We start from the raw sequence: 12,462 nt of genomic DNA on the forward strand, positions 1-12,462 counted from the left end.
GTTTGTGCTAGTGCTTTGGCGTTCACATTGCCAACGAAGATCTTGCTAAAACCACTGGTGAGTTTTTGCAGATCAAAACCTGATAACCAAACTTGCGGTTTGTTGGTATAACGGCGCAAACTTCGATACTGGGTTTCGTTGCAAAAATTCCAAACCGTATTCACATCACGCGCCATTGCCAGCAACACTTTCGCGTGCTTGTCTTTGATGCGGAGTTTGAGGGTTTTTACGGTTTCCATGACGAAATTATAGCAAGCTGTTGTGATGTGATGATTGATATTCAAAGATAATCTGAAGAATACAAACCATCACACTAGGACGCCTTCAGCGTCCGCGCTCTTGACCTCGGGCCCGAGGCTTTCCGCGCATTGGGTAACAACAAGCCACCCCCTGAGAGAATTCAGGGGGCATATCCAATCTGAGGGGCTCACGAACTTAAGCGGTCCACCCAATATTTGTGACAGTGTCCGCACCACCAGCTAACTCGGCCGCAGATATGCCAACGAGTTGCACCAAATCATGCACAACTACGTTCCCATCAACTAGGGCTGCACTGGTTGCAACATTTGCAGTGAAACGTAACAAACCAATATGTGCAGCCCCGCTATTATCGTTCCACATAATTGTGATCGCTTCACCTGCGGTCATAGCTTGATTGGTTGTCAGCGCATTTGTGTTGCTGCTACCACCTGTCCCTAAACTATCAACTAAAGCGTCAACAGTGGCATAGTTCCCTGCAATATAGAGCACGTTCGCGTCTGTCAAAGTCGTAGAACCATTTACCGTCAGAATGGTGGCAGTGTCATTTGCATTAAGATCTGTCGAATTCCCACTACTGATATTGACTGTTACACCATTAGCTAATGCACTCGGAGTTTCCAATGCAGCGAGACTTAAGCGAATGACGTCATTGGTTGCACCAGCGCCTTTAGCAAAGCCCGACACCATATCAAGACCTGCGTGACTTAAGACTACGACATCACGTGCTGCTGCAATTTCACTCAAAATCAAGGTGTCGGCACCTTCACCACCCACAAAAGTATCAGCACCTTCTCCGCCGGCGAGCATATCTGCCCCTGCACCACCAACAAGGCTATCGTTACCAGCAGCACCATTTAAAGTATCTGCGGCAATTCCACCAGTCAATGAATCATCACCGGCACCTCCGATGATGCTAAAACGGCCACCATCAATTTCTAAACTGCCATTGAAGGTCAATTTGCCGGTAGATTGTGCTGTAATGACATTAAGCACAGCACCGGCTGCTACGACGTTGTCTGTGGTAGAAAGAGAAACATCGGTTGTTGTATTAGCAATTGCAATGGTTTCAAGATTGCTCAACCCAGCCAAACTGACCCCAGTTTGTGCCGCGTTACCAGTCAAATTCAAGGTATCAGTCCCTGCCCCACCATTTACAGTCGTCGTGGCGCTGATTTTATCCGTAGCAAAGGCAAAGCTATCATTGCCACTGCCACCGGTAACAGAAACGGTGCTGTGTGCTGTACCTGCATGGGTATAGTTGAGTACACCGGTTAAAGAAGCGGCATTGATCACATTATTGGCGGTGGTATCTGCATTGGTCAGCGTCAGGTTAGCGGTGCCACTGATCACCACATTAGCTGCATTACCACCGTTTGTACCCTCCGCAAGCGTTAGGCTGCTGTTGCTGCTAACGTTCAGGTTGATATTTTCCAGATTACCATTCCCTACATCTAATAAAGCCGCATCCCCTGTGGCAACCAATTGGAAAGTCAGACTATCGACAGCGCCGGTCTCACTGGCAAGATCGAATTTTTGGGCACCGTTTATCTCAGAGAGGGTGAAGCTTTGTCCTGAACTAGCGCCAGTGCCAATAAAAGATGTGCCTTTAATCGTAATCGTCTTGCTATTGACCACGTTAGCAAGACTCATCTCACCGCTGTTATAGCTTTCGATATTGATATTTTCGATACGGTTGATCGTGGGCGCCATACTGACTGCACTCGATAAGGTGATGTTTAAGGTGTCGTTATCGGTGGTGCTGTTGTCTAATAATGTGGCCCCAGACAAAACTGTAGCATTGTTGGCTGTGATGGTGTCGTCGTTGCTTGATAAGTTACCAGCAGGAGAGACATTCACTGCAGTTCCGGTGTGACTTAACACGGCATTAGCTGCAGTTAAACTATACGAACGTGGTACAACAGGTGTAATGCTGTTATCAATTTGTGTTTTAGCCTGTGTAACGCTTGCAGCATCGCTGCCAACACTGGCGACCGTGCCTTGCAAACTGGCCAAGTCGGTGGCATTGCCGTTTTTAGTCAATGTGTAATATTTCGCCACATCAACACGGTTGTTAAATTGTTGCACTGCCAATCCCCAATTGGGATCGCTGCTTGAGATACCCAGCAGAGTGACCAAGGTGGTCAACACAGCATCCGCACGCGACATCCCTGCATTTAATTGCCCTGCCATCCAATTTGCTGCCCACTCTTTATTAGCAACCGAAACCGTGTTGCCAAGCAGATTGTTCATGTATTTGGTCGCAAATTGACCATTGGTATCAAATAGTGGGTAGAGCGCCGTAAAAGCAGGGGAGTTCACCAAACTCTTTGCCAAGCCAGCCACATCACTCCCTGCGTTGAGACTCTTGGCAAAGTCATTCATGTAGGTGACACCCGGCGCAGCATTAAACAGTCCCACTGCCATTTGTACCAGTTGCGTTTGTTGTGCTTCGCTAATCATTGATCGAATCCTTAATTAAACATCTGCAGAAATCAGTTGGCCGACAATCTACCATGTTGGCTATGACTCGCAAATGGCACACAGCAATAAAAAAAGCGCACTCAAAGCGCGCTTTTTTACTTTAGTGTGGGGCGTTTTTTAACGCATCACGACCGTTTGCACATTTAACCGTTGTGCCACATCGCGGGCACGGGAGACGGTAATAAATGGGCCAAGGCGGACTTTATAAAGTCCATCGTGGTTGACGATTTCCACTTCACCTTCGGTATCTTGATCATCCAACAGGCCTTGCATTCGGCTGCGGAAAATTTCCGCATTGACATGAGTGCTAAAGGCACCGAGCTGGAGAAAGACCGAACTGCCATCCGCACTACGCAGGGTTTCGGGGCGAGAAAGTGGCGAATCGGTTTGATTGATTTTTGCCAAACCAGTCCGGCGCAAATCGTCCCCCAAGCCATCTGTCGGTAACACCCGTTCCACCACCACTTCCGCCCGACCATTATCCAAATAGTCCAAGCGATGGGCAGCGGCATACGACAAGTCGATCAAACGGCTTTTATGGAATGGTCCCCTGTCGTTAATCCTGACAATCACCGATTTGCCATTGCGCACATTGGTGACTTTGGCATAGCTCGGGATAGGCAGGGTGGGATGGGCGGCACTCATGGAAAACATATCATAGGGCTCACCTGATGAGGTTTTGCGACCATGAAATTGTCTGCCATACCAAGATGCCATGCCGCGTGCTTGATAGCTGCGGTCGGTGGTATCTGGCACAAAAGTTTGCCCAAGGGCAGTGTAAGGGCGATTTGCCCACGGATTGAGCGCTTCGACTTTAGGCAAAGCGTCGGGGACGGCATCAAGGTTAACCGGCGCAAATGCTGCCGGGCCGTCATTTTGAAAATATCCACCGTCTGAGACAGAAGATGGGGAGGGGATGGAAGTGGTAGGCGAAGGTGTTTGTGCTTTGCGGATGCTGGCAGATGATGTCTTTTTCCCCGTTTGAGGGGTGGCACAAGCGGCCAAAAGACTGACAGCAAACACTAAGCACAACCATCGGATACTAGCTTGCATCGGTTGAGCTCCTTATGCGGCTGCGCCAAGGCTTTGCTCTGTTGACTCTACCTCGTCAGGGTAAAAAACAGATCGCTCACTGGGTTTAGCATCCTCCAGCAAAATCAAGCTGCCGCCATCCCTCAAATATGGCCACAGCGACCGTATTCGATAAATTCATACTGCGGCTTTGGGGCCGCATGGGAAGACGAAGCTGACGATCCTGAGGAAGGATGTCTCGCACCTCGGCAGGGAGACCACGCGATTCAGGGCCAAAGAGAAAGACATCTCCTGCCTGATACGCCACCCGATCAAATCGGGCTTGGCCTTTGGTGGTAAACGCAAAGATTCGCCGTCCCTCAAGTGCTTTGAGACAACTGGCCCAATCTTCATGTACGACCATCTGCGCATACTCGTGATAATCCAGCCCCGCCCGCCGTAATTTGGCGTCTTCGAGGGGAAAACCGAGTGGTTTTACAAGGTGCAGCTCACAGCCGGAATTGGCGCATAGACGAATGATATTGCCCGTATTGGGCGGGATTTCCGGCTGGTACAAAACAACAGTAAACATACAAAGCGTGCCGATTTTTACGGTTTATCAAAGACTTGGTCAAGAAAAATGAGCAGGGGTGCTGGCAAATACCCAAGCGTCAACCTGTTTTGCCCCTGCTTCTAACAGCGTTTTTGCTGCTTGAGCCAAGGTGGTACCAGTGGTCATTACATCATCAATCAACACAATTTTTTGCCCTGCAACTGGGTGGCGAACAGCAAATGCATGACCAAGATTGTGTTGCCGTTGTTGTGCGGTAAGACCAACTTGGCTTGGGGTGGCGATTGTACGCGCCAGACATTGAAAAGAAACGGGAATTTGCCGCAAATGCCCTAGCTGTAAGGCCAATTCAGCACTTTGGTTAAAGCCTCTTTTAGCAAAACGCTGTGGATGTAGCGGAATTGGTACCAAAAAATCGGGGCAAGCCTCAGGGGGGTAGTGAGGCAAATAACGGTGCATTAAACGGGCCAAAGGCGCGGCTAACGTGAGCTGACGATGGTACTTAAATTGTTGCACGAGACGGGTCAGTGGCCATTGGTAGGGAAAGGCAGCGGCAATCTGTTGTAAAGGTACAACGTTTTTTTGTGGGCACAGGCGGTGTTGTTGTTGCCAGTCCTGTTCACAGGCAGGGCAAAAGTCATCTGGACAGCGTTGCCCACAGAGTAAACAGGTTTGATGAATTTTTAAGCTATTGTTCAAAAAATTCAGAAATAGGTTTGACAGCGCCGCCCTAGCTGACGATGCTTGAGGCATTTTCTTCTCTCTGTATTTGGCTGCCATGACTACTGCGACCCCCATTCGTTTTGCGACCCCCGCAACACCTCATCCTGTGGCCAATCAATGGCAGGTGAGCGACATCGAAGCCTTATTCGATATGCCGTTTTTAGATTTGGTCTATCGTGCCGCCAGTGTGCACCGTGAGCATTTCGATCCCCAAACCATTCAACTATCGACCTTGCTGTCGATCAAAACCGGTGGCTGTCCAGAAGACTGCGGCTATTGCCCACAATCCGCTCATCACAGCGGTAGCGTCGATAAACAAGGGCTGTTAGAGCTGGATGAGGTATTGGCTGCAGCACAGGCGGCGAAAGAACGTGGAGCAAGCCGTTTTTGTATGGGGGCGGCATGGCGTGGGCCAAAACAGCAAGACCTCGAAGCGGTGAAAGAAATGGTCAGCGCCGTGAAAGCTTTAGGTTTAGAAACCTGTGCCACCTTGGGGATGTTGAAAGATAACCAAGCCCAACAACTGAAAGACGCTGGCCTCGACTATTACAACCACAATCTGGATACCGCACCGGAAAAATATAACGATATTATTCACACGCGCCAATATGAAGACCGTATCAATACTTTAGGCAAAGTACGCGATGCTGGTTTGCATGTCTGTTGTGGTGGGATTGTGGGGATGAATGAAACGCGCCAAGACCGTGCAGGCTTGATTGCACAGCTGGCCAACCTCGATCCACAACCCGAATCGGTACCGATTAACCAATTAGTCAAAGTCGAAGGTACACCACTGGCTGATGCCGAAGACCTTGATTGGACAGAATTTGTCCGCACCATTGCTGTAGCACGCATTACCCTACCTAAAAGCTATGTTCGCCTGTCAGCAGGCCGCCACGACATGCCAGAAGCGATGCAAGCACTGTGTTTCATGGCCGGCGCTAACTCGATCTTTTACGGGGAAAAGCTGCTGACAACAGGCAATCCGGAATCAGACCACGACCGAAAACTGATGACCAAGCTCGATTTGCGCCCACTGTCATAACCGACAGTCAATCAGAACGCCGGCACGGATTGCTTTTGTGATCTCAGAGGAGGAGACCTCGCATGACCAAATCCACCGTGTTGGCGACCTTATTGGCGCTGTCCACCAGCTTGGCGTTTGCCAATCCCCCTGTCCACAGCCGCAGCTATAGCAGCAAGCCACAGCGTGAGACCCATAGCGAAGCCGAACATCACCCACAGCATGGCGGCGGTTGGGAAGTCGGCGCGGGGGCAAGTTTGCGTGAGCCTCGGGCACGGGACATGGCACCGATGCAGCAAATGCAGCCCATGATGGAAATGCAGCCGATGGTTGAGATGCAAAGTATGCCTACCATGCAGCGCATCCCGCGTTTTCAGCGCCATCACCGCACTGACATCATGCTATTTGCCAAAGAATTTCCTGATTATTTCGATGCCTCACGTCCGCGTAACTTCGATGGGCTGCCACCCGGCTTACAGAAACGCCTAGCCCATAGCAAAGGCCTGCCCCATGGTTGGCAGAAAAAATTGATCCGAGGGAAGCAACTGCCGACCGATGTGTGGATTTATGCCCAACCAATTCCAGCCCATGTTTTGCCGGATATTTATTTACCTCCCAACACCATACTCTATGGCCTTAATGGCAAAGCATTGTTATTAGCCACCAAAGGTCTGGTTTTGTTGGATAGTTTTGATGTGATGTAAAGATGCCCACCCCTGCCGAACTCAGCTCTGCCCTAGACCACCTTGCCGCCATTCATCGGCTACGCCATCGCCACATCTTAGACAGTCCACAAGGCAGGGTACTGAGTGCTGCAGATCAAGCGCTGTTGTCGTTTGCAAGCAATGACTATTTAGGCCTCGCCAATCACCCCGAAGTCGTTGCCGCCCTCCAACATGGGGCGGCGCAATGGGGCGCGGGGGCAGGGGCCTCAGCATTGGTGAATGGGCATCTTCGTCCCCATGCCACACTTGAACAGGCTTTGGCGCAGTGGCTACAGGCCGAGGCTGGGTTGTTATTCGGCGATGGTTTTTTGGCTAATGTGGGTGTGATACCGGCTTTAGTTGGGCGTGGCGATGCGATTTTTGCGGATCGTCTTAATCATGCCTCGCTCAATGCGGCGGCCCAGCTATCGCGGGCCCAACTACACCGCTTTCACCATAACGATATGTCACAGCTGCGCCACTTACTCGCCAACAGTGACGCAAAGTGCAAGCTGATTGCCGTTGATGCGGTGTATAGCATGGATGGTGATGAAGCACCGTTGGCGGATTTGTTGCAGTTGGCAGAAGACTATCAGGCGTGGCTGTATATCGATGATGCCCACGGTTTTGGTGTGCTCGGTGAAGGGAAAGGCACCCTGTTTGAACAGGGGGTGTTATCAACTACCAGCCCACTGCCTGAACAGGTGGTGGTAATGGCGACGTTGGGTAAAGCGGCTGGGGTGGCTGGTGCGGTGGTGGTTGGCTCACAGTCGTTGATTGCGTGGCTAGAAAACCGTGCGGCGACAGCGATTTATACCACTGCCCCCCCGCCGGCGTTGGCTTGTGCCTTATTAGCCAGTTTAGCGCTGATTCGCGATAGCACCGCCCGACAACGCTTACAACAGCATATTGCCTTCTTCCGCGAAGCCACAGCAGGGTTGCCGTGGCCGATTTTGCCATCACGCACCCCGATTCAGGCGGTGGTGATTGGTGAGGATGGGCAAGCATTGGCTTTATCTCAGCAACTGCGGCAACAAGGCTTGTGGGTGCCGGCGATTCGGCCACCCACTGTACCCGAGGGCAGTGCCCGTTTACGCATCTCGCTGTCGGCCGCACATCAACAGGCCGATGTCGCCGCCCTTGTTGCGGCCTTGTGGCAGATTGCCCAGTCTTAATTTTGGAAAACACCGATGTCGATTTATTTTTCTAGCCAAGGCGTTGGCCATGATGTGGTATTGCTGCATGGTTGGGCATTGCATGGTGGCGTATGGCAACGGGTGGCCGAGGCGCTTGCTGACCAATACTGCGTGCATCTGCCAGATTTGCCGGGGCATGGCCGTAGTGCGGCGGTGGCGGAATTTATGTTGGATGATGTAGTAGAGCGTTTACACCACAGTTTTCCCTTGCCGGTGCAAGTGGTCGGATGGTCATTAGGTGGGCTCATCGCTGCACATTGGGCGCGGCGTTACCCTCGGCATGTTAAAAGCCTGACCTTAGTGGCTTCGAGTCCCTGTTTTATCCGACAACCGGATTGGCCTCACGCCCAAGCCGCCGAAGCGGTGAACCAATTGGCACAACAGCTCGACCAACAATTTGAAACCACAATTCAGCGTTTTTTAGCCCTGCAAACGCTGGGTTCAGACAGTGCCAAAACCACTTTAGCTGCTTTGCGTGAACTGGTGTTTGCCCATGGCCGTCCGAGCGGTTTGTTAGCGGCGCTGCAGTTATTACAAAACACCGATTATCGGCCCCATCTGGCTGACATCACCGTACCTACCTTGGTATTGGCTGGCGCGCGCGATGCGTTGACACCGCTGGCTGCTGCACAAACGTGGGCAGACGGGGTGGCTGATGGCCGATTACAGGTCTTTCCTCAGGCTTCACATGCGCCGTTTTTGTCGCATGAAACAGAATTTTTACAGGCTTTACGCCCCTTTTTAGCGGAACATGTGTAATGGAAGCCTCTTTATTTGACACCGAAAAACAACGGGTGCGTGCCTCATTTGATCGTGCCGCCGCCAGCTACGATGGCGCGGCGGTGTTGCAACGCGAAGTGTCCGACCGTATGGCAGAACGGCTGAGTTATATTCGCCATCAACCACAACGGGTGTTAGATGCTGGTAGCGGTACTGGGTATGGCGCACAACAGTTGCGCCAACACTATGCAACAGCACAGGTGATTGAACTGGATTTGGCGCCGCGTATGTTGGCCCTCTCTCGCGATAAACAGCGTCAGGAGCGCGGGTTTTTCGGACGTTTATTACACAAAGACCCACCGTTGGTGTGTGCAGATTTAGAAGCCTTACCACTACACAGTGATTGTGTTGATTTGGTGTGGTCGAATCTTGCGATTCAATGGCTCAACACCCCCGATACGGCATTTAGCGAAGTGCAACGGGTATTGCGTACCGGTGGTTTGTTTATGTTTGCTACGTTAGGGCCAGATACGTTGATGGAACTGCGGCAGGCTTTTTCAGGTGTCGATGGTCATACCCATGTCAACCGTTTCATCGACATGCACGATATCGGTGATGCCTTAGTGCGCACGGGTTTTGCCGAACCGGTGATGGATATGGAAAAAATTGTGTTGACCTATGAAGATGTCAAAAGTGTGATGCGCGATTTGAAAGCCATCGGCGCTCATAATGCCATGGCAGGGCGCGGGCGCGGATTGATGGGGAAACGAGCATGGCAACAGATTGAACAACGCTATGAAAGCCTGCGCCGAGACGGGCGCTTGCCGGCGACTTATGAAGTGATTTATGGCCATGCTTGGAAAGCCGAACCGAAAAAACCGCGTGCCCTAGCCGATGGTCGTCAGATTATTGAATTTCAACCACGGCCTAAAGCATGATGAATCGAAGATTGATGGTAGCGGCGCTGGCCGCAGCAATGCTGACCGCGTGTAGCAGCGTATCTCCTTTATTCGAACAAAAAACCTCTCCCACCGCCCCGCCGCCGCCGTTAAAAGTCGGTCTGGCGCTTGGTGGTGGCGCAGCGAAGGGCTTTGCCCATGTTGGCGTAATTAAGGTCTTGGAAACCGCCGGTATTCCGGTTCATATTGTTACCGGCACCAGCGCTGGCAGTGTCGTTGGGGCGCTGTATGCCGCTGGTTATGATGGCTTTCGCTTGCAAACGCTGGCCTTTGGATTGGATGAGTCGAAAGTTCGTGATTTGACTTTTGGCAGCGGTGGTGTGGTTAAGGGACAAAAGCTAGAGGACTATGTCAATCAATTAGTCCACAAACGCCCAATTGAAAAATTAGCCAAGCCATTTGGCGCAGTTGCAACGGATCTGGACACCGGTAAGCGTGTGTTGTTTCAACGTGGCAACACTGGGCAAGCAGTACGAGCATCGAGCAGTGTGCCGGGGGTATTTGAACCGGTGGTGATTGGTAAGCGGCGCTTTGTCGATGGTGGTTTAAGCAGCCCTGTCCCTGTAGAAGCAGCCCGCGAAATGGGGGCGAATGTGGTGATTGCGGTTGATATTTCTAGCAAGGCCAGCCACAGCCGCCCAGATGGCGCCCTGTCTATCCTCGATCAAACCTTTACCATCATGGGGCAAAAATTAGGGGCTCAAGAACTCAACCGTGCCGATGTCGTGATTCGGCCGGCGATTGCTGGCATTGGCGCGGCAGATTTCAACCAAAAACATCAGGCGATGTTGGAGGGGGAGCGGGCGGCCAAGGCGGCGTTGCCGGAGATTCAGCGCAAGTTGGCGGCATGGCGCGGCGGTGGTGGGCAGTAAGTTGTTCTAAACTGGCGCGCAATTTAGGGTGTTGAATGCGATGCGACAGCTGTTCAAACTCGGCTAAGGTTTGATCGCTGATAGGGGCAGCTTTAGGGGCTGCTCTATCGCGTTGCTTGGGCTTTACCACGATATTGACCGCTGGAAAATGCAAGCCTCGTGCGGCAAAACCTTGCAAAATGACTCGCTCAAAACGCTGCAATTTGCTCGCTGCCATCCCCGATTGGGCAAACACCACTAAACCATCATCACGGGCACAGACCAGCTGACAGCTGCTATGTAAATTGGTCGGCAGCAAAGTCAAAAACAACCGGTTCATGCGGGCAAAGGTGCGCGCTTGTTGCAGTAACTGACTTAACCCGCTGTCTTGTCGGGCTAGGTCATGGATGGGATGACGACTCATAATCCACGCAGGGCTGCAATTAAATCGGGGGCAGGGGTAGCAGGTAAACCTTGCCGCACTTCTTCCAACATGCCCGACAATACGGTCACGCTATCGGCGACTAATTCAATCAAATTGCCAGTAATTTCATGACGTTGTAGCGTATCTGCCAAGGTTACGGCTAATTCTGCAATCGCCATCTGTTTTGCCACCACTGCCGCTTCCGCCAACAACAACGAAGCTGCCGCCATGCGTTGTGCCGATTCTACGCCATGCGTCGGCCGTTCACGGGTAATGGCCGCAAATAGGCCACGCGATTGGGCACAAAATGCTGCGTGTTCAATCGCCGCTTGGCCGTCGCTGTCTTCCAGTGCATCTTCAACCAACGGTGTATTGAGATGGGGAATATCGTCAATGGCGATACTCTCCAACATCGGTGGTTCTAGTGGGATATCCATCACCGCTGGGGGCTCGGGTTCTGCTGGCGCAGTGGATTCAACAGGTGTTGGTGCAAAGGTAAAGCGTGGTGGATTGGGGTCGCCGGCTTTGAGCTGTGCTAGGGCCTCAGTGAGCTGTTGCAAGATCGTGGCATCTGAGGTGGGGAAACGATCTAGCGTTTTACCTAATTCGGCCAGTACCGAGGCAGTGTGTTGCGCTTCCCAATCACTAGGCCCCGACAGTGGCAAATTATCGGCCATGCTGACCAAGGTTCCGATGGCATCGCTGATTAAGGTATTGTCGAGTTCGGGGGCATCTTGTTCTAACACGGTCAGTGCATCACGGAATAAGCCGAAATGTGAGGTACTGCCGGCGACCAAACGTGCCCAATTCGACTGCAAGGCCGCCGCTAAGGTACGCATCACCACCAAACGTGGATAAGCTTGGTCGATATGTTTTGGCGGCATCAAACTGCTGCTAGCAGCGTCTTTGCTGGAAAAAATATGGGTGTGTAACACACGCTCATGCGCAGGTGGCGCGGCTTCAGATGCAGCAGGTTCTTCACTTGCGACAGCCTCACTCGGTGCGGCTTCTGCTGTCTCAGTTGTCTCCAATGCCGGCGGTTCTGTCGCTGGTGGCTCGTCGGCGATTGCCTGTGCTAACGGCGGCGTGAAACTGGCCGCAGTGTTCACTTGCTGCAACGCCACTTCTGGGAAAGTGGGGTTGAGAAAATCTTCTAGAGCAAAGTCATCCAACGCCTTAAGAGGCTCGGCAGGTAAAGCAGGGGCTGTCGGTGCATTTTGATCTGTTACCGTCGGAATGGACTCTGTGATGGGGTCTAAGGGCTCAAGCACAGGGATGTCGGCGACCGGTATCGCAGCAACAGGCACCTCTGGCGCGGGGATTTCCAGTTCCGGCGGCAGGGTTAGTGGCGTGGTGTCATACGGCACATAGCCTGACACAGATTCTTCCTCAACCGGCAAAGTCAGTTCGGGAATGTCCTCTAATACCGGCGGTAATGGCGGCAGGGTTGGTTGAGGCTCAGGCACCGGCTCAGGCAACGGCTCAGGCAACGGCTCAGGCAACGGCTCAGGCAACGGCTCAGGCAACGGCTCAGGCA

Annotated in this window: 12 protein-coding genes and 1 pseudogene; 6 read left to right on the top strand and 7 right to left on the bottom strand. The window is 52.2% G+C overall.

The window, feature by feature from the left end; translation table 11 throughout:
- The 5 genes from G465_RS14565 to G465_RS0111350 all read right to left on the bottom strand — a co-directional run.
- The coding region (locus G465_RS14565) for a hypothetical protein (RefSeq protein WP_040399685.1) at positions 1-239 on the bottom strand (239 nt) is incomplete at its 3' end.
- Positions 240-435: 196 nt separating this feature from the next.
- Positions 436-2,721, bottom strand: a complete 2,286-nt coding sequence (locus G465_RS0111335) for a beta strand repeat-containing protein (RefSeq protein WP_022654577.1) — start codon at positions 2,719-2,721, stop codon at positions 436-438.
- A gap of 138 nt (positions 2,722-2,859) precedes the next feature.
- Positions 2,860-3,795, bottom strand: coding sequence for a septal ring lytic transglycosylase RlpA family protein (locus G465_RS0111340; RefSeq protein WP_022654578.1), 936 nt, complete (start codon positions 3,793-3,795; stop codon positions 2,860-2,862).
- Between the two features lie 85 nt (positions 3,796-3,880).
- A complete protein-coding gene (gene trmL, locus G465_RS0111345) occupies positions 3,881-4,345 on the bottom strand; it encodes a tRNA (uridine(34)/cytosine(34)/5-carboxymethylaminomethyluridine(34)-2'-O)-methyltransferase TrmL (RefSeq protein ID WP_022654579.1) in 465 nt (154 codons plus the stop codon).
- 39 nt (positions 4,346-4,384) lie between these two features.
- On the bottom strand, positions 4,385-5,077 hold the full coding sequence (locus G465_RS0111350; RefSeq protein WP_022654580.1) for a ComF family protein: 693 nt from the start codon (positions 5,075-5,077) through the stop codon (positions 4,385-4,387).
- A 25-nt stretch (positions 5,078-5,102) separates the two neighbouring features.
- Here G465_RS0111350 and bioB point away from each other — a divergent pair, with 25 nt between their 5' ends.
- The 6 genes from bioB to G465_RS14575 all read left to right on the top strand — a co-directional run bounded on the left by bioB (position 5,103) and on the right by G465_RS14575 (position 10,522).
- Positions 5,103-6,092, top strand: a complete 990-nt coding sequence (gene bioB / locus G465_RS0111355) for a biotin synthase BioB (protein ID WP_022654581.1) — start codon at positions 5,103-5,105, stop codon at positions 6,090-6,092.
- A gap of 62 nt (positions 6,093-6,154) precedes the next feature.
- Positions 6,155-6,775, top strand: coding sequence for a hypothetical protein (locus G465_RS14570; protein WP_022654582.1), 621 nt, complete (start codon positions 6,155-6,157; stop codon positions 6,773-6,775).
- A gap of 2 nt (positions 6,776-6,777) precedes the next feature.
- The gene (bioF, locus tag G465_RS0111365) at positions 6,778-7,950 is read left to right on the top strand and encodes an 8-amino-7-oxononanoate synthase (RefSeq protein WP_022654583.1); all 1,173 of its coding nucleotides are present in this window, start codon (positions 6,778-6,780) and stop codon (positions 7,948-7,950) included.
- 15 nt (positions 7,951-7,965) lie between these two features.
- Positions 7,966-8,730: a pimeloyl-ACP methyl ester esterase BioH gene (gene bioH / locus G465_RS0111370; RefSeq protein ID WP_022654584.1), complete on the top strand. Its 765-nt coding sequence runs from the start codon at positions 7,966-7,968 to the stop codon at positions 8,728-8,730.
- Positions 8,730-9,629 carry a malonyl-ACP O-methyltransferase BioC gene (bioC, locus tag G465_RS0111375; RefSeq protein ID WP_022654585.1) on the top strand — a complete coding sequence of 300 codons (900 nt, stop codon included), beginning with the start codon at positions 8,730-8,732 and terminating at the stop codon, positions 9,627-9,629. Before bioH ends, bioC begins: the two co-directional genes overlap by 1 nt.
- Positions 9,629-10,522 (top strand): patatin-like phospholipase family protein, encoded by an 894-nt coding sequence (locus G465_RS14575; RefSeq protein WP_040399689.1) that lies wholly within the window; start codon positions 9,629-9,631, stop codon positions 10,520-10,522. Before bioC ends, G465_RS14575 begins: the two co-directional genes overlap by 1 nt.
- Here G465_RS14575 and G465_RS15585 read toward each other — a convergent pair.
- Both G465_RS15585 and G465_RS15900 read right to left on the bottom strand, forming a co-directional pair.
- Entirely contained in the window at positions 10,416-10,925 is a 510-nt protein-coding gene (locus G465_RS15585; RefSeq protein WP_081642771.1) for a DciA family protein, read from the bottom strand. The two genes, G465_RS14575 and G465_RS15585, sit on opposite strands and share 107 nt — an antisense overlap.
- A pseudogene (locus tag G465_RS15900) lies at positions 10,922-12,462 on the bottom strand (hypothetical protein); the annotation flags it as partial. The gene G465_RS15585 and the pseudogene G465_RS15900, both read right to left, overlap by 4 nt.

It is taken from the genome of Aquaspirillum serpens DSM 68 (genome assembly GCF_000420525.1).
Classification (GTDB): Bacteria; Pseudomonadota; Gammaproteobacteria; order Burkholderiales; family Aquaspirillaceae; genus Aquaspirillum; species Aquaspirillum serpens.